At 68.9% G+C, this 24,041-nt stretch carries 20 protein-coding genes and 1 pseudogene; 14 read left to right on the forward strand and 7 right to left on the reverse strand.

Going from position 1 to position 24,041, the window contains the following annotated elements; all coding sequences use genetic code 11:
* Positions 1-77 precede the first annotated feature (77 nt).
* The 6 genes from BWR60_RS30190 to BWR60_RS30215 all read right to left on the reverse strand — a co-directional run bounded on the left by BWR60_RS30190 (position 78) and on the right by BWR60_RS30215 (position 6,411).
* Entirely contained in the window at positions 78-1,229 is a 1,152-nt protein-coding gene (locus tag BWR60_RS30190; protein ID WP_088156017.1) for a Gfo/Idh/MocA family protein, read from the reverse strand.
* Positions 1,230-1,410: 181 nt separating this feature from the next.
* On the reverse strand, positions 1,411-2,178 hold the full coding sequence (locus BWR60_RS30195) for a sugar phosphate isomerase/epimerase family protein (protein WP_088156019.1): 768 nt from the start codon (positions 2,176-2,178) through the stop codon (positions 1,411-1,413).
* Between the two features lie 56 nt (positions 2,179-2,234).
* Entirely contained in the window at positions 2,235-3,320 is a 1,086-nt protein-coding gene (locus BWR60_RS30200) for an ABC transporter ATP-binding protein (protein WP_088156021.1), read from the reverse strand.
* 4 nt (positions 3,321-3,324) lie between these two features.
* Entirely contained in the window at positions 3,325-4,230 is a 906-nt protein-coding gene (locus BWR60_RS30205; RefSeq protein ID WP_088156023.1) for a carbohydrate ABC transporter permease, read from the reverse strand.
* Positions 4,227-5,102 (reverse strand): carbohydrate ABC transporter permease, encoded by an 876-nt coding sequence (locus BWR60_RS30210; RefSeq protein ID WP_088156025.1) that lies wholly within the window; start codon positions 5,100-5,102, stop codon positions 4,227-4,229. Before BWR60_RS30210 ends, BWR60_RS30205 begins: the two co-directional genes overlap by 4 nt.
* Positions 5,103-5,160: 58 nt before the next feature.
* The gene (locus tag BWR60_RS30215; RefSeq protein ID WP_088156027.1) at positions 5,161-6,411 is read right to left on the reverse strand and encodes an ABC transporter substrate-binding protein; all 1,251 of its coding nucleotides are present in this window, start codon (positions 6,409-6,411) and stop codon (positions 5,161-5,163) included.
* A 194-nt stretch (positions 6,412-6,605) separates the two neighbouring features.
* Here BWR60_RS30215 and BWR60_RS30220 point away from each other — a divergent pair, with 194 nt between their 5' ends.
* The 13 genes from BWR60_RS30220 (at position 6,606) to BWR60_RS30280 (ending at position 21,878) form a co-directional block, all read left to right on the forward strand.
* The gene (locus BWR60_RS30220) at positions 6,606-7,589 is read left to right on the forward strand and encodes a LacI family DNA-binding transcriptional regulator (protein WP_088156029.1); all 984 of its coding nucleotides are present in this window, start codon (positions 6,606-6,608) and stop codon (positions 7,587-7,589) included.
* A gap of 106 nt (positions 7,590-7,695) precedes the next feature.
* Positions 7,696-8,181 (forward strand): GNAT family N-acetyltransferase, encoded by a 486-nt coding sequence (locus BWR60_RS30225; protein ID WP_088156030.1) that lies wholly within the window; start codon positions 7,696-7,698, stop codon positions 8,179-8,181.
* A gap of 58 nt (positions 8,182-8,239) precedes the next feature.
* The gene (locus BWR60_RS30230; RefSeq protein ID WP_218823750.1) at positions 8,240-9,277 is read left to right on the forward strand and encodes a glycoside hydrolase family 3 N-terminal domain-containing protein; all 1,038 of its coding nucleotides are present in this window, start codon (positions 8,240-8,242) and stop codon (positions 9,275-9,277) included.
* 82 nt (positions 9,278-9,359) lie between these two features.
* On the forward strand, positions 9,360-11,018 hold the full coding sequence (locus tag BWR60_RS30235; RefSeq protein WP_179222011.1) for an ABC transporter substrate-binding protein: 1,659 nt from the start codon (positions 9,360-9,362) through the stop codon (positions 11,016-11,018).
* 222 nt (positions 11,019-11,240) lie between these two features.
* A complete protein-coding gene (locus tag BWR60_RS30240; protein WP_088156036.1) occupies positions 11,241-12,218 on the forward strand; it encodes an ABC transporter permease in 978 nt (325 codons plus the stop codon).
* 3 nt (positions 12,219-12,221) lie between these two features.
* The gene (locus BWR60_RS30245) at positions 12,222-13,109 is read left to right on the forward strand and encodes an ABC transporter permease (RefSeq protein WP_218823751.1); all 888 of its coding nucleotides are present in this window, start codon (positions 12,222-12,224) and stop codon (positions 13,107-13,109) included.
* 8 nt (positions 13,110-13,117) lie between these two features.
* Positions 13,118-13,963 carry an ABC transporter ATP-binding protein gene (locus tag BWR60_RS30250; RefSeq protein ID WP_088156038.1) on the forward strand — a complete coding sequence of 282 codons (846 nt, stop codon included), beginning with the start codon at positions 13,118-13,120 and terminating at the stop codon, positions 13,961-13,963.
* A complete protein-coding gene (locus BWR60_RS30255; protein WP_088156040.1) occupies positions 13,960-14,850 on the forward strand; it encodes an ABC transporter ATP-binding protein in 891 nt (296 codons plus the stop codon). Before BWR60_RS30250 ends, BWR60_RS30255 begins: the two co-directional genes overlap by 4 nt.
* A 752-nt stretch (positions 14,851-15,602) precedes the next feature.
* Positions 15,603-16,610, forward strand: coding sequence for a LacI family DNA-binding transcriptional regulator (locus BWR60_RS30260; RefSeq protein WP_218823752.1), 1,008 nt, complete (start codon positions 15,603-15,605; stop codon positions 16,608-16,610).
* A gap of 60 nt (positions 16,611-16,670) precedes the next feature.
* The gene (locus BWR60_RS30265; protein ID WP_088156044.1) at positions 16,671-17,918 is read left to right on the forward strand and encodes an ABC transporter substrate-binding protein; all 1,248 of its coding nucleotides are present in this window, start codon (positions 16,671-16,673) and stop codon (positions 17,916-17,918) included.
* 213 nt (positions 17,919-18,131) lie between these two features.
* Positions 18,132-19,058, forward strand: a complete 927-nt coding sequence (locus BWR60_RS30270) for a carbohydrate ABC transporter permease (protein WP_088156046.1) — start codon at positions 18,132-18,134, stop codon at positions 19,056-19,058.
* Complete coding sequence (locus tag BWR60_RS30275; protein ID WP_088156048.1) at positions 19,058-19,912, forward strand: carbohydrate ABC transporter permease; 855 nt, start codon at positions 19,058-19,060, stop codon at positions 19,910-19,912. Before BWR60_RS30270 ends, BWR60_RS30275 begins: the two co-directional genes overlap by 1 nt.
* Before the next feature lie 40 nt (positions 19,913-19,952).
* Positions 19,953-21,878, forward strand: coding sequence for a glycoside hydrolase family 127 protein (locus tag BWR60_RS30280; protein WP_088156054.1), 1,926 nt, complete (start codon positions 19,953-19,955; stop codon positions 21,876-21,878).
* Between the two features lie 164 nt (positions 21,879-22,042).
* Here the strand turns inward: BWR60_RS30280 and BWR60_RS30285 are convergent, their stop codons facing one another.
* Positions 22,043-23,305, reverse strand: a complete 1,263-nt coding sequence (locus BWR60_RS30285; RefSeq protein WP_088156050.1) for an arsenic transporter — start codon at positions 23,303-23,305, stop codon at positions 22,043-22,045.
* 165 nt (positions 23,306-23,470) lie between these two features.
* Between BWR60_RS30285 and BWR60_RS30290 the strand changes: the two are divergent.
* Positions 23,471-24,041, forward strand: a pseudogene (locus BWR60_RS30290) (phospholipase D-like domain-containing protein); the annotation flags it as partial.

Consider the following 24,041-nt stretch of genomic DNA (forward strand, 5'->3'; position numbering starts at 1 on the left):
AACCCAAGCAACCCTGGTCCCCCCTCCCCTCGCGGGAGGGGGCTAGGGGGAGGGGGTTGTCGACGACGAAGCCGGCCTTACGCCGCCTTGCGGGCCGCGACGAAGACCGACTCGTCGGTGCCCAGCGGCACCGGCTCCGGCCGCTGGCAGATGCTCTCGATGGTGACGTGGCGCCCCTCGGTCGAGGAGCGGCCGAACGCCTCCATCACCTCCAGCGCGTGCAGCGCCAGGTCGCCGGAGGCGCGGTGCGGCCGGCCCTCGCGGATCGCCACCGCCATGTCGAGCGCGCCGATGATGCGGTAATCGGCCACCTGACGGCCGTCCTTCGTCGGCCGGTTCGGCACGCCGAAGGGATGGGCCGAGATGTCGACATCCTGCCAGTCGCCGCCCTGGGCGGTGACCTGCGGCGCGCCGCCGAAGAAGTTCGGGTCCGGCACCAGCAGCGAGCCCTCGGTGCCGTAGATCTCGAACGGGATGCGCCGATTCTTCCACACGTCCCAGGACGCGGTCAGCGAGATGTTGGCGCCGCTCTCGAACTCCAGCACGCCGTTGACCGTGGTCGGCACCTCGACCTGGATGATCTGGCCGTTCAGCGGCTCGCTGGTCACCGTGCGGGTCGGGTAGCCCTTGGTGGCGACCGCCGCCACCCGCTTCACCGGCCCCAGCAGGTTGATCAGCTGGGTGACGTAATACGGCCCGATGTCGAGGATCGGCCCGCCGCCCGGCTTGAAGAAGAATTCCGGGTTCGGGTGCCACATCTCCATGCCGCGCGAGATCACCGCCGCGGCACCGCCGACCACCTGGCCGATGCGGCCCTCGTCGATCACCCGGCGGCAGGCCTGGTGGGCGCCTCCGAGGAAGGTGTCGGGCGCGCAGCCGATGCGCAGCCCGGCGGACGCCGCCGCCTGGGCCAAGGCGCGGGCATCGGCCAGCGTCGCCGCCAGCGGCTTCTCCAGATAGACATGCTTGCCGGCGGCGAGGACCTGCAGCCCGACCGCGGCATGGGCCAGCGGCACGGTCAGGTTGATGACGATCTCGATCTCCGGGTCGGCCAGCAACTCGTCGACCGAGAGCGCGGTGACGCCGTATTGCTGGGCCTTGGCGTCGGCCGCCTCGCGCCGCAGGTCGGCGCAGGCCTTGACGCGCACCAGGCTGGACCCGGCGGCGCCGCGGAAATAGGCGTCGCTGATGTTGCCGCAGCCGATGATGCCGAGGGTGACGGGGGTCATGGATGGAATCTCCGGGGTGTCTTGGCTGGCCGTTCGCGGCGCCGTTCTTCTTCTCCCCCACCCTGTCATTGCCGGGCTTGACCCGGCAATCCAGAAGGTCTCGACAGTCTCTGGATGCCCGGGTCAAGCCCGGGCATGACAGTTTGGGGGGACAAGGCGGTACCGACGAAGGCCCTTCAGGTCAGGCCTGCAGGCCCTTGAGGAAGTCGAAGCTGGCCTTGGCGAAGGCGTCGGGGTGCTTGGGGTTGTCGTGCTCGACCACCATCCATTCGGCGCCCGCCGCGCGGCATTCGCGCCACAGCCGCGGCCAGTCCAGCGTGCCGGTGCCGACATCGGTCCAGCCATCCTCGTCGGCCTTCTGGCCGGCCGGGGCGATGTCCTTGACATGGGCCGAGGCGACCCGCGCCTTCTCCTTCACCAGCCACTCCGACGGGTCGGCGCCGCCGCGCGCCAGCCAGGCGACGTCGACCTGCCAGGTCAGCGGATGGCCGTTGGCGCCGTCGAAGAAATGCGCCAGCACCGGGCGGCCATCCTCCGCCGCCTCCAGCTCCCAATGGTGGTTGTGGTAGCCGAGCTTGATGCCCTTGTCGGCCAGCCGGGTAGCGAACTCGCCCAGCTCCTGGCCGGTGCGGCGCCAATGCTCGCCGCCGCCCTTGCGCTCCTCGGTCGGCAGGGCCGGCATGAACAGCTGGGTCAGGCCGACCGTCTTGGCGCCCGCCACGACCCAGTCCAGCCGCTCGCGCAGCGCCGGCAGGCCGATATGGCCGGAGGACGCGGTCAGGCCGCGGGCGTCGAGCTTGCGGCGGGTGCCGGCGGCGTCGTCGAAATGCGACTGGATCGTCTCGACATGGCGGTAGCCGGCGGCGGCCACGGCGTCGAGCTGCTTGTCGAGGTCGCCGTAGTTGCGGAGGCTGTAGAGCTGGATGGAGATCACATCCGGAGTGGACATCGCTTCCTCTGGGGTTTGAAGCCGGTCTCAAGCCGGCATCTGGTCCGGGGCCGGCGTCAGAGCCGGCGCTCGGTCTGGGGGCTGAACAGGGAGGCCTTGGACAGGTCGAGCGTCAGCCGGGCGCCGCCCGACAGCGCCCGCGCCCGCTGCGGCGGCAGGCGGACGGAGACGCGCTTGCCGGACAGCTCGAACCAGGCCAGGGTGTCGGCGCCCATCGGCTCGGTGAAGAGCAGGGGCGCCTCGACCGCGACGCCCGCCGCGCCGTCCTCGGCCAGGCCGATATCCTCCGGCCGGAAGCCGAGCACGATCTCGTCCCCCGCCGCCGGCTCGGACAGGAAGGGATAGGCCCCGAGCGGCAGGTCATGGCCGTCAATCCGGGCGGCCATGCCGCCGGACGGCACCACCGTGCCGGGCAGGAAGTTCATCGCCGGCGAGCCGACGAAGCCGGCCACGAACAGGGTCGCCGGCCTTTCGTAGAGCGTCTGCGGGTCGGCATACTGCTCGACCTGCCCGCCCTTCATCACCGCGATCCGGGTGGCCAGCGTCATCGCCTCGACCTGGTCGTGGGTGACGTAGACGATGGTCGAGCCGAGCTCCTGGTGCAGGCGCTTGATCTCGACGCGCATCTCGGTGCGCAGCTTGGCGTCAAGGTTGGACAGCGGCTCGTCGAACAGGAACACCTGGGCCTCGCGCACGAGCGCCCGGCCGATCGCCACGCGCTGGCGCTGCCCGCCCGAGAGCTGGCCCGGCTTGCGGTCGAGCAGCTCGCGGATCTGCAGCAGGTCGGCGGCCCAGGCGACGCGCTTCTCCACCTCCTCCTTCGGCATGCGGCTGACGCGCAGGCCGAAGGACAGGTTCTTGCGCACCGTCATGGTCGGGTAGAGAGCGTAGGACTGGAACACCATGGCCAGGCCGCGGGCGCTGGGCTCCGCCTCGGTGACGTCGACGCCGCCGATCACGATCTCGCCGGAATCGACCTCGTCGAGGCCGGCGATGGCGTTGAGCAAAGTGGATTTGCCGCAGCCGGAGGGGCCGAGCAGCACGGTGAAGGCGCCGGGCTCGACCTCGATGTCGATCTCGCGCAGCACGTGCAGCGGGCCGTAGGACTTGTTCAAGGCGCGAATCTGGATGCCGGAGGACATGGGCCTATCCTTTCACGGCGCCCGAGGCGATGCCGCGGACGAAGTACCGGCCGGACAGGAAGTACACGAGCAGCGGCGGCAGCGCGGTCAGCACCGTGGCCGCCATGTTGACGTTGTACTCGATCGTGCCGGTGGTGGTGTTGACGATGTTGTTGAGCTGGACCGTCATCGGCAGGTTCTCGCGGCCGGCGAAGATGTAGCCCAGCAGGTAGTCGTTCCAGATGCCGGTGACCTGCAGGATCAGGGCGACCATGAGGATGTTCACCGACATCGGCAGCATGATCTGGAGGAAGATGCGGAAGAAGCCGGCGCCGTCGACCCGGGCGGCCTTCACCAGCTCCTCCGGGATGCCGGCGTAGAAGTTGCGGAAGATCAGGGTCAGCGTCGGCAGGCCGAAGATGACGTGGATCAGCACGATCCCGGGCAGCGTGCCGTACAGGCCCATGCCGGCGAAGATCTTGACCAGCGGATACAGGATCACCTGGTACGGGATGAAGGCGCCCAGCATCAGCGCGGTCAGGATCTTGTCGGCATGGCGGAAGCGCCACTGCGCCAGGGCATAGCCGTTCAGCGCCCCGGCCAGCACCGACAGGATCACGCTCGGCACCAGGATGCGGACCGAGTTCCAGAAGCCGACATGCAGCCCGTCGCAGAACAGGCCGGTGCAGGCCGACAGCCAGGCCTTCGACCACGGCTCCAGCGTCGGCGCCATCGGCAGGGCGAAGATCGAGCCCTCGCGGATCTCGTCCATCGGCTTCAGCGAGGTCGACAGCACGATCAGCAGCGGGATGGCGAAGAACAGCGCGGCCAGCACCAGGACGGCATAGAGCCCGGCGCGGCTTGCCGAGGCCTTGCGGGCGGGACGGCGGACGGCGCGAGGGATGGCGCCGGCGACGGCGGTGTCGGTCATCGCGCCCTCCGCGACAGCTCGATGTAGAGATAGGGGGCCAGCGCCGCCAGCACGGCGACCAGCATGACCACGGCGCCGGCCGAGGCCAGACCGATATTGGCGCGCTCGAAGGTCAGGTCGACCACGAACTTGGCCGGCAGGTCGGTGGCGTTGCCGGGCCCGCCGCGGGTCATGGCGACGACCAGGTCGTAGCTTTTCACCACCGCGATCGCCAGCAGCACCACGCAGGTGACGACCAGCGGCCGCAGCATCGGCAGCACGATCGACAGATAGGTGCGCCAGCGCGGGATGCCCTCGACCCGGGCGGCGCGCCAGATCTCATGGTCGATGCCGCGCAGCCCGGCCAGCATGATCGCCATGATCAGGCCGGAGGAGTGCCAGACCCCGGCGATCACCAGGGTGTAGATGGCGCGGTCGCGGTCGACGATCCAGTCGAAGGTGAAGCCCTCCCATCCCAGGCCGCGCACGAAGTCCTGCAGCCCCATGGTCGGGTTCAGGAACCATTGCCAGGCCAGGCCGGTGACGATGAAGGACATCGACAGCGGGTACAGGAAGATGGTGCGGAACGCCCCCTCCCCCTTCACCTTCTGGTCGATCAGCACCGCCAGCAGCGTGCCCAGCACCAGCGCCCCGGCGATGAACAGCCCGCCGAACACGAACATGTTGCCGAAGGCGGTGTACCAGCGCGCGGTGTTGAACAGCCGGACATACTGGGCGATGCCGGCGAAATCATAGTTCGGCACCAGGCTGGACCGGGTGAAGGAGATATAGATGGTCCAGAGAATGGTGCCGTAGAAGCACGTCGCCATGACCAGCACGGTCGGCGCGACCACGGCCTTGGCGGTCAGGTATCGGATGCGAAGCGCAGCCATGATCCCTCCAGAGGGCCGCCCCGCCGCGAGGGCGGAGCGGTCCGGTTGAGGCGGTCGGTCAGATGTCGGCGTTGGCGACGATCTCGGAGAACTGCTTGGCAGCCTCCTCCGGCTTCATCTCCGGATTGGTCCAGAACTGGGTGATCAGGTCCTGCAGCTGGCCCTCGACGTCGCTGCTGAAGGCCAGCGCCGTGTTCGGCAGCTGGTTCTCGACCTTCGACATCACCTTCTGGCCTTCCTGCGAGCAGATATCGAGGGTGCCGACATCGGCATCCATCCGCGGCGGCAGGGCGCCCTTGAACTGGTTGAACGCGACCTGGGTGGCCGGGTCCATCATCACCTCGGCCAGCAGCTTCTGGGCCTTGGTCTTCTCCGGATCGTCCAGCTTCGGGAAGGCGAAGACGTCGACGGTCAGGACATAGGCGTCCTGGTTGCCGGGCGGCCGGGCGCAGCCGAACTCCTTGCCCGGGGTCAGGCCGGCGGCGGCGAACTCGCCCTTCGCCCAGTCGCCCATGATCTGCATCGCCGCCTTGTTGGTGGCGACCATGATCGTCGTGTCGTTCCACTTCCGGCCGGCGCTGCCCTGGTCGACATAGGGGCGCAGCTTGCCGAAGGTCTCGAAGGCCTTGACCATCTCCGGCCCGCCCGCGGCGGCCGCGTCATGGTCGACATAGACCTTCCTGTAGGTCTCCTTCCCGCCCGCGCCGATCAGGACCGAACGGAACAGCAGCGCCTCCTGCCACGGCTCGCCGCCGAGGCCGAGCGCGGTGTAGCCTTTGGCCTTGATCTTGTCGGCGATCGGGAAGAACTCGTCCCAGCTCTTCGGCGGCTCGACGCCCGTCTCCTGGAAGATCTTGGTCGAGTACCACAGCCAGTTGTCGCCATGGATATCGGTCGGGACCGCGTAGAAATGGCCGTCATAGGAGGCGTTCTTGACGATCAGCGGCGGCAGCTTCTCCTGCCACTTGCCGGCCGCGGCGAGATCGTCGAGATCGGCCAAGAGGCCTTCCTTCGCCAGGTTGGTGACGGCGACGCCGATGTTCCACTGGATCGCGCCCGGCGCGTCGCCGCCGGCGATCCGGTTCATCGCCGCCTGCCGTGCCGCGGTGCCGCCGACCACGGCGCTGTCGATCCAGGTGCCGCCACGCTTCTTGTACTCGTCGGCGAACACCTTGATCGCCTTGGATTCGCCGCCGCTGGTCCACCAGTGGATGACGTCGACGGTCTGCGCCGCCGCCGATCCCGCAGCCGCCGCTGATATTGCACTGCAAAACGCGACGGACAGCAGAAGTCGTTGGGGAAAATTCATAAGTTTCCTCCCTCGATTTATTCGGTTAACGGCTCAACGAACCCGCCACCGCCCAGAGAACGAGCGGCGAACACTGGAATTGCAGCGCATTCCGTATTTTGACCGGATCGTACAATCGATTACATTGAGGCGTCAACCGTGGAATCGAGGATCGAATATTGTCCTCCCCTGTGAATGGTCGGAACCGCACCCGGATGGTCGACATCGCCCGGCTGGCAGGCGTTTCGGTGGCGACGGTCAGCCGGGCGCTGACCGGCTCCCCCCTCGTCACCGCCGAGACGCGCGAGCGGATCGAGGCGGCGGTGCGCCAGACCGGCTATGCCGTGAACCCCCTGGCGCGCGGCCTGCGCCGGCAGGAGGCGCGGCAGATCCTGGTGCTGGTGCCGGACATCGGCAACCCGTTCTTCTCCGAGGTGCTGCTGGGCATCGAGGAGGAGGCGGCGGCCCGCGGCTTCAGCATGCTGGTCGGCAACACCGCCAAGGATCCCGCGCGGGAAGACCGCCACGCCGGGCAGATGCTGACCGGTGCGGTCGACGGGCTGATCCTGCTGAACGGCAGGCTGCCGCCGCGGCTGCAGCGCGACCGCGACTTCGACGGCTGGATCGTGGCGGTGTCGGAGGCGATTCCCGGCGGCCGGGTGCCGGTGGTCGGCATCGACAATGCCGGCGCGGCGGCCGCGGTGGTGGCCCATCTGGCGGGGCTGGGCCATCGCCGCATCGGCCATGTCGCCGGGCCGGAGAGCAACATCCTCACCCACCAGCGGCTGGACGGCTATCGCGCCGGGCTGCGCGCGGCCGGGCTGAAGCCGGCATCCTGGCTGATCCGCCATGGCGACTTCACCATTCCGAGCGGCGAGGCGGCGATGACGTCGCTGCTGTCCCTGCCCGCCCCGCCGACGGCGGTGTTCTGCAGCAATGACGAGATGGCGATCGGCGCCATCCGGGCCTTGCGCGCCAGCGGGCACGAGGTGCCGCGCGACGTCGCCGTGGCCGGGTTCGACGACATCCAGTTCGCCGGCACCTATGAGCCGCCGCTGACCACGATCCGCCAGCCGCGCCGCCGCATGGGGGCCGAGGCGATGGCCCTGCTGGGCCGCCGCATCACGGGCGAGCCCGGCGCCGGCGGCGACGTCACCCTGCCCTTCACGCTGGTGGAGCGGAGGAGCAGCGTGGGCTGAGCCCCTCCCCGCCCCTTCCTTATTGACGCCACCTTGCTCTCGGCCTTAGCTGTTAGGACGCAATAACGTCACATGCTTCGTTATTGCGGAATAACAGGAGGCAGGGATGGCGGATCTGCTGGTCAAGCTCTATGCGCTGGAGCCGCCGACGCGGTCGCGCGCGGCGATGGCGACGGCCGGCATCACCATCCGCCCCGCCATCGCGCCGGAGAGGCGCGCCGTCGCCCGCTGGGTGGCGGAGCGGTTCGGCGACGGCTGGGCCAGCGAGGTCGAGGTCGCCTTCGCCCATCGCCCGGTCGGCTGCCTGGTCGCGGTCAAGGACGGCGCCCTGCTGGGCTTCGCCTGCCACAACGCCACCGCCATCGGCTTCTTCGGCCCCACCGGCGTCGACCCCGACCAGCGCGGCCTCGGCATCGGCGAGGCGCTGTTGCGCGAGACCATGGAGGCGATGCGCCATCTCGGCCACGGCTACGCCATCATCGGCGGCGCCGGCCCGGTCGCCTTCTACGAGAAAATCGTCGGAGCCGTGGAGATTCCGGGTTCCACAAGTGGTCTATACCACGGCATGATACGGACCAAGACGACGGATTGATCCGGAGGCGCGGCCCGACATGGCGGCCGCCCCAACACGCATTCGGGAGGGTTCACACGTGACCGCAGCCAACGCGTCCAGGGGCGGCCGGCCGCTCGCGCTCGTCCTCGGTATCCAGCGCCCGACGCTGTCGGCCGACGAGCTGGCCTTCTTCCGCGAGGCCAACCCCTACGGCCTGTTCCTCGGCCGCCGCAACATGAAGGATCCGGACCAGTTGCGCGCCCTGTGCGCCGCCTTCCGCGAGGCGGTGGGCCGGCCGGACGCGCCGGTGCTGACCGACCAGGAAGGCGGCCGCGTCTCGCATCTCGATTCCGGTGCCTGGCCGATGTTCCGCAGCTTCCGCAGCTTCGGCCGGCTGGCGGAGAAGGACATGGCCGCCGCGAAGCGCGCGATCCGCCTGTCCTCCGTCGCCATGGGCCGGATGATGCACGAGGTCGGGCTGAACAGCGCCTGCTCGCCCGTCCTCGACCTGCTCATGCCCGGCGCCGACCTGGTGATCGGCGAGCGCGCCTTCGGCGGCGACCCGGAGCTGGTGGCGGCGCTGGGCCGCGAGGTGGTCGACGGCTTCCTCGAGGTCGGGCTGATGCCGGTGATGAAGCATATCCCCGGCCATGGCCGCGCCACCGAGGACAGCCACAAGACCCGCCCGGTGGTGACCGCCGACGCCGCGACGCTGGACGCCACCGACTTCCTGCCCTTCGCCCGGCTGCGCGACACGCCCTGGGCCATGGTCAGCCACGTCGTCTACAGCGCCTTCGACGCCGACCGCCCGGCCTCGGTCTCGCCGGTGATCACGCAGGAGGTGATCCGCGGCCGCCTGGGCTTCGAGGGCGTGCTGATCTCCGACTGCGTGTTCATGAACTCGCTGCAGGGCGAGGTGCATGACCGCGTCGCCCAGGTGCTGGACGGCGGCTGCGACATCGCCCTGCACTGCCATGGCGAGCTGCCGGAGATGCAGCGCGCCGCCGCCCGGGCCCGGCCGCTGGACGATGCCGCGGTCGCCCGACTGGAGGCGGCGGAGCGGCGCCTGGGTGCGGCCCCGGCCGACGTCACCGCGCTGCATGCCGAGGTCGAGGCGCTGCTGGCCGCGGCCTGATCTACCCCCGGACCGCCGGCCCGGATCCGCGGGCCGGCGCATTGACGATCAACGATAAGACACGCAGATGGAGGCCAATGTCATGAGGCAGAAGAAGTCGGCATTCCTGCTCGCGGCTGCGCTGCTGGCGGCGACGAGCGCCACGGCCCTCGCCCAGTCCGTCCTGACGATGCATATCGAGGAGGAGACCAACTGGGTGCGGAACTTCAACCCGTTCAACCGCACCTCGTACCGGCAGAGCACGATGGATTTCATCTACGAGCCGCTGGTCGTGTTCAGCAAGGCGCAGAACAACAAGCCCTATTACCGCCTGGCCACGGCGATGAAGCTGGCCGATGACCTGAAGTCGGTGACCTTCGACCTGCGCGACAACGTGCAATGGTCCGACGGCCAGCCCTTCACCGCCGACGACGTGGTGTTCAGCTTCGAGCTGATGAAGAAGGTCCCGGCGCTGGACTTCAACAGCATCTGGCAGGTGATCGACGGCGTCGAGAAGTCGGGCCCGTCCCAGGTGAAGTTCACCTTCAAGGAGCCGACCGCGCTGGGGCCGGAGAAGATCGTCGAGATGCCGATCATCGCCCAGCATGCCTGGAAGGACGTGGCCGACCCGGTGACCTTCCTGAACGAGAAGCCGGTCGGCACCGGGCCGATGACCGAGGTGACCCGCTTCACCCCGCAGGTCTATGAGCAGTGCCGCAACCCGCATTACTGGGATGCCGCGTCGCTGAAGGTGGACTGCCTGCGCTTCCCGCAGATCGCCAGCAACGACCAGGCGCTGACCGCCGCCAATGCCGGCGAGCTGGACTGGTTCGCCTCCTTCCTGCCGGACATCGACAAGACCTATGTCGCCGCCGACAAGGACCATCACGGCTACTGGTTCCCGCCGGGCAGCCTGGTCGCGGTGGTGATGAACCTGGAGAGCCCGAACCCGGTCCACCGCAAGGCCTTCGACAATGTCGACTTCCGTCGCGCCGTCAGCATGGCGATGGACCGCGATGCCATGGTCAACGTCGCCGGCTACGGCTATCCGACGCTGAACGACGATCCCGGCACCTTCGGCAAGCGGTTCGAGAGCTGGGCCGACCCGAAGGTCAAGGAGCAGTACGGCAAATACACGCAATACGACCTCGACGCCGCCAAGGCCCTGCTGGACCAGGCCGGCTTCAAGGACAAGGATGGCGACGGCTTCCGCGACACGCCGGACGGCGAGAAGCTGTCCTTCGACCTGATCGTGCCGAATGGCTGGACCGACTGGATCAGCACCTCGCAGATCGCGATCGAGGGCCTCAACCAGATCGGCATCGACGTCAAGCTGGCGACGCCGGACGGCGCGGCCTGGCGCCAGAGCCTGCTGGACGGCAGCTTCGACATGGCGCTGAACTCCTGGTATGTCGGCGCCACCCCCTACTACCAGATGGACGACGCCTTCCATTCCCGGAACAAGGGTAAGACCCGGTTCTCGGCGCAGCGCTTCTTCGATCCGAAGCTGGACCAGCTGCTGGATGCCTATACGCAGACCACCGATGACGCCAAGCGCAAGGATCTGCTGGACCAGGCGCAGATGCTGCTGGCGGAGAAGATGCCGGTGGTGCCGGTCTACAACAACCCGATCTGGTACGAGTACAACTCGAAGCGGTTCACCGGCTGGGCCACCGCCGACAACCCCTTCGTCAGCCCGCAGAACTACGACCCGAACCACGAGCGGCTGCTGCACCTGCTGGCGCTGAAGCCGGTGCAGTAGAACAGGGCACCCTCTCCTGCAACGGCCCATCCCCCTCACCCTCCCGCCGCCAACGCGGCGGGAGGGTGAGGGGGANCCGCCAACGCGGCGGGCCCCTCCCTCTCCCCCAGGAGAGGGAAACGGGAAGCGGCGCTTTCACCTCTCCTTGGGGAGAGGTCGAAATCGCGCAGCGATTTCGGGTGAGGGGGTGGCTCCGACCCATCCATCAAGCCGGGGCGTAATATGGCCTTCGTCGCCCGACGACTGATCTTCTACATGGTCGCCTTCCTGGTGGCCGCCAGCATCAACTTCCTGATCCCGCGGCTGATGCCGGGCGACCCGATCGACATCATGTTCTCGCAGTCCGGCACCCGGCTGTCAGTCGAGAACCTGGCGGCGCTGAAGGCCACCTTCGGCTTCGTCGACGGGCCGCTGTGGCAGCAGTACCTGTCCTATCTCGGCAGCATCTTCTCCGGCGACCTCGGCATGTCGGTGAAGTACTTCCCGACCCCGGTCTCCGACGTGCTGGGCCGGGCCCTGGTCTGGACCCTGGTGCTGATGGGCGGGGCGACGCTGCTCAGCTTCACGCTCGGCACCCTGCTCGGCATCGGCGCCGCCTGGCGTCGCGGCAGCCGGTTCGACGTCACCGTCTCGACCACCGCGATCATCGCCACCGCCACGCCGGCGGTGGTGGTGTCGCTGTTCGGTCTGTTCGTCTTCGGCTTCACCCTGCAGTGGTTCCCGACCGGCTACGCCGCCGACACCGCGATCGACCCCGCCTTCTCCGCCGAATACATCCTCAGCGTGGCCTATCACGCCATCCTGCCGATCGTGACACTGTCGGTGGTGCTGACCGGGGACTTCCTGGTCACCATGCGCAACAACATGATCAACCTGCTGGGCGAGGACTACATCACCATGGGCCGGGCCAAGGGCCTGGCGGACCGGCGGGTGATGCTGATGTACGGCGCCCGCAACGCGCTGCTGCCCGGCGTCACCAGCCTGGCCATCGCCATCGGCAAGATCCTGGGCGGGTCGCTGGTGACCGAGGTGGTGTTCAACTATCCCGGCCTCGGCAACACCCTCTACAAGGCGATCTTGGGGCGCGACTATCCGGTGATCCAGGGCCAGCTGCTGATCATGACCCTGGCCATGCTGGCGGCGAACTTCCTGGCCGACATCGCCTATGCCTGGCTCGACCCCCGGCTGCGCAGGAGCTGAACCATGCGGATGATCCTGGCCGCCCTGTCCAACCGCAAGGCCGCGATCGGCCTGTTCATCGTCGTCGCCCTGGTGGTGATGGCGCTGATCGCGCCGCTGCTGACCGACTACAACCCGTCGCGCCGCGTTGGCCGCCCACATGAAGAGCCGTCGACCACCCATGTGCTCGGCACCACCCGCAACGGCTACGACGTCTTCGCCCAGCTGACCTATGGCGCCCGCACCTCGCTGGCCGTCGGCTTCGGCGCCGGGCTGATCATCACCGTGATCGGCACCGCGGTCGGCATCGCCGCCGGCTATCTCGGCGGCAAGGTCGATGAGGCGCTGAACTTCGCCACCAATGTCGTGCTGGTGATCCCCAACCTGCCCTTATTGCTTGTGCTGGCCGCCTTCATCGGCCAGGCCAGCCCGCTGGTCATCACCCTGATCATCGGCGCCACATCCTGGGCCTGGGGCGCGCGGGTGACCCGGGCCCAGACCTTCGCGCTCAGGGAAAAGGAATTCGTCCGCTCGGCGGAGATGATCGGCGAGCCGCGCTGGCGCATCATGCTGTTCGAGCTGCTGCCGAACCTGGTGTCGATCGTCGGCATCAACTTCATCGGCAGCGTGATCTATTCCGTGATCACGGAGGCGACGCTGGAGTTCCTCGGCCTGGGCGACCCGCAGACCATCTCCTGGGGCATCATGCTGTTCAACGCCCAGAACGCCTCGGCCATGGCGGTCGGCGCGTGGTGGGAGCTGCTGGCCCCCTGCGCCGTGCTGGCCCTGCTGGGCGCCGGCCTGTCGCTGCTGAACTTCGCCATCGACGAGGTCGCCAACCCGCAGCTGCGCATCGGCCGGTCGATGGCGCGCTGGAAGCGGCTGGCCCGGCTGCGGGAGGCGCGGCCGTGAGCCCGGACATGAGCGCCCCCAACGCGTCCGAGCCCTTGCTGTCGGTGCGCGGCCTGACCATCGACTATGTCGGCGACCGCGGCGATTTCCGGGCGGTCGACGATGTCAGCTTCGACATCGGCCGCGGCGAGGTGTTCGGCCTGGCCGGCGAATCCGGCTGCGGCAAGAGCACCATCGCCTTCGCCATCACCCGGCTGCACAAGCCGCCGGCGCTGATCAGCGCCGGCGGCATCCGCTTCGACGGCCAGGACGTGCTGCGCCTGGGCGGCGAGGCGCTGCGCCGCTTCCGCTGGCGCGAGGTCGGCATGGTGTTCCAGAGCGCGATGAACGCGCTGAACCCGGTGCTGACGGTCGAGGCGCAGTTCCGCGACGTGCTGGTCACCCACACCGGCTGCAGCCGGGCCGAGGCGCATGACCGGGCGGCCGAGCTGATGCGCATGGTCGACATCGACCCGAAGCGCCTGTCCGACTATCCGCACCAATTCTCCGGCGGCATGCGCCAGCGCATCGTCATCGCCATCTGCCTGGCGCTGAACCCGAAGCTGATCGTGATGGACGAGCCGACCACGGCGCTCGACGTCGTCGTCCAGCGCGAGATCCTGCAGCAGATCGACGGGCTGCGGCGGAAGCTGGGCTTCTCGATCCTGTTCATCACCCACGACCTCAGCCTGATGGTGCAATTCTGCGACCGCATCGGCGTGATGCTGAAGGGCAGGCTGGTCGAGGTCGGGGCGGCGCAGCAGATCTTCCGTGCCCCGGCCCATGAATATACGCGCAAGCTCTGGGCCTCCTTCCCCTCGGTGCACGGGGCCCGGCGCACCGCCCTGCAGGACGCCGCGGAGGCGACGCCATGAGCCACACGCCCCTCCTCGCCCTCGAGCGCGTCGGCAAGCGCTTCGGCCCGCTGCAGGCGCTGGACGACGTTTCGATCGAGCTCTATGCCGGCCGCGCCTTGGCGCTGGTCGGCGAATCCGGCAGCGGCAAGACCACCTGCGCCCGCGTGCTGATGCTGCAGCACCAGCCCTCCGCCGGCCGGGTGCTGTTCCGCGGCCGCGACGTCGCCACGCTGGACGGCAAGGGCGAGCTGCTGGCCTATCGCCGCGCGGTGCAGATGGTGTTCCAGGACCCCTTCGGGTCGCTGAACCCGGTGCACACCATCTTCCACCACATCGCCCGCCCGCTGTCCCTGCATGCCGGCATGGCCGACCGCAAGGCGCTGCGCGCCCGGGTGATGGAGCTGCTGGCGGCGGTGGAGCTGGACCCGGAGGCCACCGCGCCGAAATACCCGCACCAGCTGTCCGGCGGGCAGCGCCAGCGGGTCAACATCGCCCGCACCCTGGCGGTCGGGGCCGAGGTGGTGCTGGCGGACGAGCCGACCTCGATGCTCGACGTCTCGATCCGGCTCGGCGTGCTCAACCTGCTGGAGAAGATGAAGCGCGAGCGCGGCATGGCCTTCCTCTACATCACCCACGACATCGCCACGGCGCGCTACGTCGCCGAGGAGATCGCGGTGATGTATGCCGGCCGGATCGTCGAATGGGGCGACACCGGCGCGGTGATCGACTCGCCGCAGCACCCCTATACCCAGCTGCTGCTCTCGGCCGTGCCGGACCCGGAGCGACCGTTCGACGGCGAGGCCTCGCAGCTGCAGGCCGAGCTGGTGGCCCAGGCCCGCGACGCCGCCCGCACCCCCGGCGGCGTGCGCCAGATCGCCGGCAACCATTTCGTGCGGGCGGCCTGACACTCACACCGCCGTCATGGCGAGCCCCGGAGGGGCGTGGCCATCCAGGGACGCTCGCACCGGTCCCCTGGATGGCCACGTCGCTGCGCTCCTCGCCATGACGGGAATGGGACCTAGAGCGGGATGAATTGAGGTCGGATCACGCCACTGCATCCGGCACAGGTTCACAGGATGACGAGCGTCTTCACATTGCCTCTCCCGCCTGGCGAGACCTTTTCAGAATTCCAAACACCGTCATTGCGAGCGCAGCGAAGCAATCCAGGGATGAATTGAGGTCGGATCACGCCACTGCATCCGGCACAGGTTCACAGGATGACGAGCGTCTTCACATTGCCTCTCCCGCCTGGCGAGACCTTTTCAGAATTCCAAACACCGTCATTGCGAGCGCAGCGAAGCAATCCAGGGGCCAGTGCGCACCGGCCCCTGGATTGCTTCGTCGGCTTCGCCTCCTCGCAATGACGGCGAGAGGTCGCGTTATGAAAAAGGTCTCGCAAGCGGGAGAGGCAACGCCCATCCATCGGCCGTGATCTCACCCAAAATCATCCTGCTCTAACAGTCGACCTCAAAGATCCAACGATTCCGGCTTGCCGTCGCCGGGTGATTCCGCTTACCGTGTTTGAGAAAACGGTTTCTCATCAGAATCGTCAATGTCACGGAAGTGACTTGAGAAACCACTTTCCTTCTGAGAAGCGACCGGGCTCGGCATGGACCAGAGGTCACCACGATCCGCTCCGAAGGGCCCTGGCCGGCCGGTGACCCTGCGCGACGTGGCGCGGGCCGCCGGAGTCAGCGTTGCCACCGCCTCCAAGGCGCTGAACGACCAGGGCCGGATGGCCGATGAGACACGGGAGCGGGTGCGCCAGGCGGCGAAGACGCTGGGCTTCCGCCCGAACGGGCTGGCGCAGAGCCTGTCGCGGCAGCGCAGCTTCACCGTCGGCCTGCTGACCAACGACACCTATGGCCGCTTCACCCTGCCGGTGATGGCCGGCATCGCCGACGCACTGGTCGACAACGGCGTCTCGGTCTTCCTGTGCAACATCGAGGACGATCCGCGGCTGGCCCAGACCCATGTCGATGCCATGCTGGAGAAGCGGGTCGACGGCATCATCGCCTCCGGCAAGCGCATCGACCGCCATCTGCCGGTCGACCTGTCCAATCTGGGCATCCCGGTGATCTACGCCTTCACCGAGCCCGACCCGGAGTCGATCGGCTTCGTCTCCGACGACGAGGCCGGGGCCCGGCTGGCGGTCGAGCATCTGGTACGGCTGGGCCGACGGCGCATCGCCCATGTCACCGGCCCGTCCAGCTTCCGCGTCGTGCACCAGCGGGCCAAGGCCTATCGCGACGTGCTGCGCGAGGCGGGGCTGGAGGAGCCCGAGCAGGGCGTCCTGACCGGCCAGTGGACCGAGGGCTGGGGACATGAGGCCGCGGGCTATCTGTTCGACGGCATCGGCCGCCCGCCCGACGCGGTGTTCTGCGGCAACGACCAGATCGCCCGCGGCGTCGTCGACGCCCTGCGCGAGCGCGGCCGCCGGGTGCCGGACGACGTCGCCGTGATCGGCTTCGACAATTGGGAGATCGTCGCCGCCGCGACGCGCCCGCCGCTGACGACGGTCGACATGAACCTGAAGGATCTGGGCCGCGAGGCCGGGCTGACCCTGCTGCAGCTGGTCGACCGCCAGCCGATCGAGCCGGGCATCCGCCGGCTGCCCTGCCGCCTGGTGGTGCGGCAGTCCTGCGGCACCCCGCCGGGAGGCTGAGCGCACGACTGGATCAACAAGGCCGCTGGAAGTGCGGCCGGAACCGAGGGAGGACACGAGATGACGCGTCTGCTGCAGCGCCTGGCCGGGGGCATCGCCCTCCTGGCCCTCACCGTCTCCGCCGCTTCGGCCGAGACCTTCACCCTGTGGGTGCGGTCCGACGGGTCGAACTTCATGCCCCGCATCGTCGAGGCCTTCAACCAGAGCCACGAGGACAAGGCCGAGCTGCAGATCGTGCCGGTGGCCGAGCTGGTGCAGAAATACGCCACCGCGGCGGCAGGCGGCCAGGCGCCCGACGCGCTGTCGCTGGACCTGATCTACACCCCCTCCTTCGCCGCCGCCGGGCAGCTCGAGGACATCACCGATCTCGCCAAGTCCCTGCCCTATTTCGACCAGCTGTCGCCGGCGCATGTGAAGACCGGCACCTACAAGGGCCGGATCTACGGCCTGCCTTATTCCGCCGACAGCTCGGTGCTGATCTGGAACAAGAAACTGTTCCGCCAGGCCGGCCTCGACCCCGACAAGGGCCCGGCCAGCTGGGCCGAGATCGAGGCGGCGGCGGAGAAGGTCGCGGCGCTGGGCGGCGACATCAAGGGCTTCTACTTCTCCGGCGCCTGCGGCGGCTGCAACATCTTCACCTTCACGCCGCTGGTCTGGGCCAGCGGCGGCGACATCCTGACCGAGGACGGCAGCAAGGCGACCCTCGACACGCCGCAGATGCGCGACGCCATCGCCTTCTACCGGGACATGGTCAAGAAGGGGCTGGTGCCGGAGGGGGCGCGCACCGACACCGGATCGAACTTCTTCGCCGCCTTCGCCCGCGGCAATATCGGCCTGGCCCCGTCCGGCGCCTTCGCCATCGGCGCCTTGAACACGCAGTTCCCGGACATCGATTACGGCGTGACCTTCCTGCCGGGGAAGACCGGCGGCTGGTCGTCCTTCGCCGGCGGCGACAACTTCGTCGTCACCAAGGGCACGAAGAAGCTGGCGGCAATCAAGGCCTTCCTCGACTTCTCCTATTCGCTGGAGGGGCAGACGCTCTTGGCCCGCTACGGCAGCCTGCCGGTGCGCGGCGACATCTCGGGCGAGGCGCTGAAGGATCTCGACCCCCGCTACAAGATCGCGGCCGAGGCCATGGCCAAGGGCCGGACGCCCTATTCCGTGGTCTTCAACGACATCATCAACAGCATGAACAGCCCCTGGGTGCAGATGGTGAACGAGGTGTTCTTCGGCGACGACGTCGACGCCTCCCTCGCCACCGCCCAGGAGACGATGCAGGGCATCATCGAGAGCGCCCCGGGGAATTGAGGCGGTGGCGGCCTGCTCCTTCTCCATGGGAGGCTGGTCCTCATCGGTGACGGTGCTCCCCCTCACCCTCCCGTCGCCTTCGGCGCCGGGCCCCTCCCTCTCCCCGAGGAGAGGGAATCTTACCTCTCCCCCGGGGAGAGGTCGAAATCGCACAGCGATTTCGGGTGAGGGGGCGGCTCCGGCCCCGCAGTCCAGCACAAGGAGGCCGGCGTGATGTCATCGACCCAGGCCGCCGGCGCCATCCCGAGGGCCTTCGCCCGCCGCAGCCCCGTCCGCCGGCACCAATGGGCCGGCCTCCTCTTCGTGCTGCCCGCTGTCGCGCTGGTGGTGGTGTTCTTCGTCGTGCCGCTGGCGATGACGGCGTGGATGTCGCTGCACAACTGGCCGCTGATGGGCGCATCGCGCTTCATCGGCCTCGACAACTACCTCGCCATCGCCCGCGACACCCGGTTCTGGAATGCGCTGCGCTTCACCGCCCTCTACACCGTTGTCGTCACCATCGCGATCTTCGCCGCCGCCTTCCCGCTGGCGCTGTTCGTCGAGAAGCCGCGGCCCTTCGCCGGCCTCTACCGCACCGCCTATTTCCTGCCGGTCGTGGTCGGCTTCGCCTCGGCCAGCCTGCTGTGGGCCTGGCTGCTGAACGTCGATGCCGGGCTGTTCAGCCCGGCGGCCGAGGCGCTGGGGCTGACCGGAAACCGCGTGAACCTGCTGGCCGATTTCGACCCGGCCTTCTGGTCGATCATCGCCATGGTGGTGTGGAAGGTCGCCGGCTTCACCATGGTGATCCTGATGACCGGGCTGCAGGGCATCCCGGCGGACTACCTGGAGGCGGCGAAGATCGACGGCGCCGGCCCCTGGGCGCGGTTCCGGCGCATCACCCTGCCGCTGATGCGGCGGACCATCGCCCTGGCGCTGATCCTGTCGGTTACCGGGTCGATGCTGGCCTTCGACCAGTTCTACATCATCCTCGGCGGCGGCCCGCGCAACCAGACCGTCACGGCGGTCTACTGGATCTTCAACCAGTCCTTCGTCTCGTTCCGCCTGGGCTACGGCGCGGCGCTGTCGATGGTGCTGCTGGCCATCCTGCTGGTGCTGAGCGTGATCCAGCTGCGACTGCTGCGCCATCCGGAGGGCGAGTGATGAGCACGGCCATCCCGCTGCGCCGGGCCGCCCCCGGCTTCCTGCTGCAGGCGGCGGCGCTGATCGCGGCACTGCTGTTCATGGCCCCGATCGCCTGGACCATGCTGGCGAGCCTGAAGCCGGCGTCGGAGGCCAACCTGCCGCCGCTGCCGCCCTGGCCGAGCGCGGGCTGGAGCACCGACAGCTACAGAGCGCTCGACGCCTTCGGCGCCGGCGTCGGCCACTATGCCGGCAACAGCCTGACCGTCGCCCTGGCCACCGCCGCCATCACCTCGATCGTCAGCCTGCTCGGCGGCTACGGCTTCTCGCGCTTCCGCTTCCCGCTGAAGAACGCGCTGTTCGTGCTGGTGATCGCCACGATCATGATCCCGTTCCAGTCGATCCTGACGCCGCTGTTCCTGCTGCTGACCAGGCTGGGGCTGCAGAACACGCTGGCCGGGCTGGTGCTGATCTATGTCACGCTGCAGCTGCCCTTCTCGATCTTCATGATGCGCAACGCCTTCGACGCGGTGCCGCGCGAGATCGAGGAGGCGGCGCGGATCGACGGTGCCGGCAGCCTCCAGCTGCTCGCCCGGGTGATGCTGCCGCTGGTGTTCCCCGGCATCGTCACCGTGGCGCTGTTCGCCTTCCTGGCCGCCTGGAACGAGTTCCTGGCGGCGCTGATCCTGCTGACCGACCAGGACAAGTTCACCCTGCCGATCCTGATGACCGCCGTCCGCTCCGGCCGCTTCGGCGCCGTGAACTGGGGCGCGGTGCAGGCCGGCGTCACCGTGATGATGATCCCCTGCCTGATCCTGTTCCTCGCCCTGCAGCGCTTCTACATCCGCGGCCTGACGGCCGGCGCGGTGAAGTAGGCGCATTCGCTGACCGACCGATCGATCAATGGAGTTCCGGATGACCCTCGCCGCTGATATCGCCTCCCGCGCACGCTTCCGCCCGCCCGCCGTGCCGCAGGTCGAGGTCCGCGGCTTCTGGGGCGGCCGCATCGATGCCGTCTGCGCCAGGACCGCCGACACGCTCTACCAGCGCTGCGAGGAGGCCGGGATGCTGCAGCAGATCGACCCCGACGCGCCGGCGCCGGGGGTGAAGATCCCGTTCCATGGCGGGCTGGTGACGGCCCAGATGTTCTGGGATTCCGATTTCGGCAAGGTGATCGAGACCGCGGCCTATTGCCTGCAGCGCACCCCGAACCCCGAGCTGGAGCGCAAGGTCGACCACGTCATCGACCTGTACGGAAAGCTGCAGCAGCCGGACGGCTATCTCAGCAGCTGGTACCAGCGGATCCAGCCTGGGCTGCGCTGGACCAATCTGCGCGACTGCCACGAGCTGTACTGCGCCGGGCACCTGATCGAGGGCGCCGTAGCCTACTGCCAGGCCACCGGCAAGCGCCAGCTGCTGGACATCATGTGCCGCTTCATGGACCACGTCGCCGAAGTGCTCGGCACCGGCCCGGACCAGAAGCCCGGCTATTGCGGCCATGAGGAGATCGAGCTGGCGCTGGTCAAGCTGGCCCGCGTCACCGGGCAGCAGAAGTACATGGACCTGGCCCGGTACTTCATCGACGAGCGCGGCCGGCAGCCGCATTTCTACGATGCCGAGGCGCGCGAGCAGGGCCGCGACCCGCAGGACTATATTTTCAAGACCTACGAGTACAACCAGTCGCACCTGCCGGTGCGGGAGCAGGACAAGGTCGTCGGCCACGCCGTCCGCGCCATGTACCTGTACAGCGGCATGGCCGACATCGCGATGGAGTATGGCGACGACGGCCTGCGCCTGGCGCTGGAACGGCTGTGGCGCGACCTGACGAGCAAGCGCCTCTACGTCACCGGCGGCCTCGGCCCCTCCGCCGACAATGAGGGCTTCACCGCCGATTACGACCTGCCGAATGAGAGCGCCTATGCCGAGACCTGCGCCGCGGTCGGGCTGGTGTTCTGGGCCGGCCGGATGCTCGGCCTGGGCCCCGATGCCCGCTATGCCGACATGATGGAGCTGGCGCTGTACAACGGCGCCATCTCCGGCCTGTCGCTGGACGGCGCCACCTTCTTCTACGAGAACCCGCTGGAGAGCCGCGGCGGCCACCATCGCTGGACCTGGCACCGCTGCCCCTGCTGCCCGCCCAACATCGCCCGGCTGACCGCCTCGATCGGCAGCTACATGTACGGCCAGTCGGAGGACGGGATCGCCGTCCATCTCTATGGCGACAGCACCGCCACGCTCGACGTCGCCGGCGGCAGGGTGCGACTGGTGCAGGAGACGCGCTATCCCTGGGACGGCGCCATCGCTCTGACCATCGAGCCGGAGGCGCCGGCCAGCTTCACCCTGCATCTGCGCATTCCCGGCTGGTGCCGGAAAGCGACGCTGTCGGTGAACGGCGAGCCGCAGGATCTGGCCGCGATCACCCGCAACGGCTATGCCGCGATCACCCGGCGCTGGGCGGCCGGCGACACGGTCAGGCTCGACCTGGAGCTGGCGGTCGAGCGAATCCACGCCCACCCCGAGATCCGGCACGACGCCGGCCGGGCCGCGATCCGGCGCGGGCCGCTGGTCTATTGCCTGGAAGGGGTCGACAACGGCGTGCCGCTGAACAGCCTGGTGCTGCCGGCGGATGCCAGGCTGACCCCGCGCGACGAGCCTGCCCTGCTGGGCGGGGTGGTCACGCTGGAGGGCCAGGCCCGGGCCCGGCCGGCGTCGGATTGGGGCGACGACCTGTACCGCACCGTGCCGCCGGCCGAGCATCCGGTCCGGATCAAGGCCGTGCCTTACTACGCCTGGGACAATCGCGATCCGGGCGAGATGCTGGTCTGGGTGCGCACGGCATAGTGCCAACGGCTCTTGAGATCGACTCTCCAGCTTTTCCCGTCATGGCGAGGCGCGCAGCGCCGTGGCCATCCAGGGGCCGGTGCGAGCGGCCCTGGATGGCCACGCCCCTGCGGGGCTCGCCATGACGGGTTAATATAACAGACCGGACGGCGCCTTGCCGCCCCTCACCACGGCAGCAGGAATCCGGCCAGCGCCAGCAGCAGCGCCGGCGGCATCACCAGCAGGCCGAGGCGCAGGAACTGCAGCGCCCCGACCTCGATCCCCTCGCGGCGCAGGGCGACGAGCCAGAGGATGGTGGCCAGCGACCCGGTGACCGACAGGTTCGGGCCGAGGTCGATCGCGATCAGCGCCGCTCCGGTGACCTGCGGCGGCATCGGCGCCTGCCCGAGCGTCGACTGCACGATCAGCCCGGCCGGCAGGTTGTTCATCAGGTTGGTGGCGACCGCGACGATGACGCCGGTGCCCCAGGCGGCGCCGTCGACAGAGCGGGCGACGGCATCCTGCAGCGCCGTGGCCAGCAGATGGACGACGCCGGTGCTGGCCAGCCCCTCGACCAGGACGAACAGGCCGGCGACCAGGGGCAGCACCTCCCAGGAGATGCGGCGCAGCAGGCCCCAGGGCGCGGCCCGGCGGTGCAACAGCACCGCGGCGGTGGTGGCGAGGCCGGCCAGCGCCGTCGGCAGGCCGAGATCGAGCCCGAAGGCCGAGGCCAGCAGCAGCACCACGGCGGTGACGCCCAGGCCCCAGGCCGCCATGTGGCCGCCGGGCGGCAGCGCCGGCACCGTGACCTCGGTCGCGATCGGCGCGCGCAGCGCCTTGGCCTGGGTCAGGCGCAACACGATGAAGGTGGCGCCGATCGCCAGCACCGACGGCAGCGCGAACCAGGACAGCCAGGTCAGCAGCGGCGGCATCTGGCTGCCGAACACCACCAGGTTGGCGGGGTTGGAGATCGGCAGCACGAAGCTGGCGGCATTGGCGATGAAGGCGCAGATGAACAGATAGGGCAGCGGCGCCGCCCCGGCCGCGCGCGCCACGGCGTAGACCGCGGGCGTCAGCACCACGGCGGTGGCGTCGTTCGACAGGAACACCGTGACGACGATGCCGACAACATAGGTCAGGCCGAACAGCCGGCCGGCCGATCCCCGCGCCTTCCGCGCCGCGATCGCCGCCGCCCAGTCGAACAGCCCCTCGGTCCGCGCCAGCTCGGCCAGCAGCATCATGCCGATCAGGAACAGGTAGACATCGGCGCCCTTGCCGATCGCGGTCAGGGCATCGTCGAACGGCAGCAGGCCGAAGCCGACAAGCGCCACGGCGCCGATCACCGCCCAGATCGCCTCCGGCAGGCGCCAGGGCCGCAGGATGACGCCACCCGTCGCCAGCGCGGCGATGCCCCAGGTGGCGGCGGCGCCGTCGGTCAGCATGCTCATGGCGGGGTCGGCTCATCTCCGGGCGACGATGCTGCTTCTCCTAGCCGGGAGCGCTGCGCCCGGCAAGGTCCGGGATAACCCGCCGCAGGCGACATTTCCCGTCCCCGCGCGTTGATGAGACAGGACACGAAACGAGGGATCCGCGCCGTGAGGATCAATCGGACCGTGGCCGCATTCGACGAGGCGGACGATCCGGGCCTCGAGACCTCCGTGCTGCGGCCGCACCACAATGTCTGGCGGATCGAGCACGCCCGCCGTGCCGCGGTGCTGGTCGATGCCGCCGCCTATTACGGGGCGCTGCGCTCCGCCATGCGGCAGGCCCGGCACCGCATCCTGGTGATCGGCTGGGACATCGACAGCCGCACCCCGCTGGTCGGGCCGGAGAGCGAGCCGGCGGACGGGCTGCCGCGGATACTGGGCGATTTCCTGTGCGCCCTGGTGCGCGAGCGGCCCGAGCTGTCGGTCAAGCTGCTGCTGTGGAACTACTCGCTGTACTACGCGCTGGAGCGGGAGCCGCTGCCGCTGCTGGCCCTGCAGTGGAGCACGCCGCCACAGATCGAGCTGTGCCTGGACGACGAGATCCCCGTCGGCTCCTCGCACCACCAGAAGATCGTGGTGATCGACGACGCCGTGGCCTTCGTCGGCGGCATCGACCTGACGATCCGCCGCTGGGACACCCCCGCCCACCCTCCCGTCGCCCCCGAGCGGACCGACCCGCTCGGGCCAGGGCACGGAC

The sequence above is a fragment of the Inquilinus limosus genome (assembly GCF_002195995.1).
GTDB classification, from domain to species: Bacteria; Pseudomonadota; Alphaproteobacteria; order DSM-16000; family Inquilinaceae; genus Inquilinus; species Inquilinus limosus_C.

Coding starts and splice junctions, on each gene's coding strand:
- BWR60_RS30270 (WP_088156046.1), top strand. CDS start 18,132: ATGTCATCGACCCAGGCCGCCGGCGCCATCCCGAGGGCCTTCGCCCGC.
- BWR60_RS30240 (WP_088156036.1), top strand. CDS start 11,241: ATGGCCTTCGTCGCCCGACGACTGATCTTCTACATGGTCGCCTTCCTG.
- BWR60_RS30255 (WP_088156040.1), top strand. CDS start 13,960: ATGAGCCACACGCCCCTCCTCGCCCTCGAGCGCGTCGGCAAGCGCTTC.
- BWR60_RS30245 (WP_218823751.1), top strand. CDS start 12,222: ATGCGGATGATCCTGGCCGCCCTGTCCAACCGCAAGGCCGCGATCGGC.
- BWR60_RS30275 (WP_088156048.1), top strand. CDS start 19,058: ATGAGCACGGCCATCCCGCTGCGCCGGGCCGCCCCCGGCTTCCTGCTG.
- BWR60_RS30210 (WP_088156025.1), bottom strand. CDS start 5,102: ATGGCTGCGCTTCGCATCCGATACCTGACCGCCAAGGCCGTGGTCGCG.
- BWR60_RS30225 (WP_088156030.1), top strand. CDS start 7,696: ATGGCGGATCTGCTGGTCAAGCTCTATGCGCTGGAGCCGCCGACGCGG.
- BWR60_RS30195 (WP_088156019.1), bottom strand. CDS start 2,178: ATGTCCACTCCGGATGTGATCTCCATCCAGCTCTACAGCCTCCGCAAC.
- BWR60_RS30205 (WP_088156023.1), bottom strand. CDS start 4,230: ATGACCGACACCGCCGTCGCCGGCGCCATCCCTCGCGCCGTCCGCCGT.
- BWR60_RS30190 (WP_088156017.1), bottom strand. CDS start 1,229: ATGACCCCCGTCACCCTCGGCATCATCGGCTGCGGCAACATCAGCGAC.
- BWR60_RS30280 (WP_088156054.1), top strand. CDS start 19,953: ATGACCCTCGCCGCTGATATCGCCTCCCGCGCACGCTTCCGCCCGCCC.
- BWR60_RS30250 (WP_088156038.1), top strand. CDS start 13,118: ATGAGCGCCCCCAACGCGTCCGAGCCCTTGCTGTCGGTGCGCGGCCTG.
- BWR60_RS30220 (WP_088156029.1), top strand. CDS start 6,606: ATGGTCGACATCGCCCGGCTGGCAGGCGTTTCGGTGGCGACGGTCAGC.
- BWR60_RS30215 (WP_088156027.1), bottom strand. CDS start 6,411: ATGAATTTTCCCCAACGACTTCTGCTGTCCGTCGCGTTTTGCAGTGCA.
- BWR60_RS30265 (WP_088156044.1), top strand. CDS start 16,671: ATGACGCGTCTGCTGCAGCGCCTGGCCGGGGGCATCGCCCTCCTGGCC.
- BWR60_RS30235 (WP_179222011.1), top strand. CDS start 9,360: ATGAGGCAGAAGAAGTCGGCATTCCTGCTCGCGGCTGCGCTGCTGGCG.
- BWR60_RS30200 (WP_088156021.1), bottom strand. CDS start 3,320: ATGTCCTCCGGCATCCAGATTCGCGCCTTGAACAAGTCCTACGGCCCG.
- BWR60_RS30285 (WP_088156050.1), bottom strand. CDS start 23,305: ATGAGCATGCTGACCGACGGCGCCGCCGCCACCTGGGGCATCGCCGCG.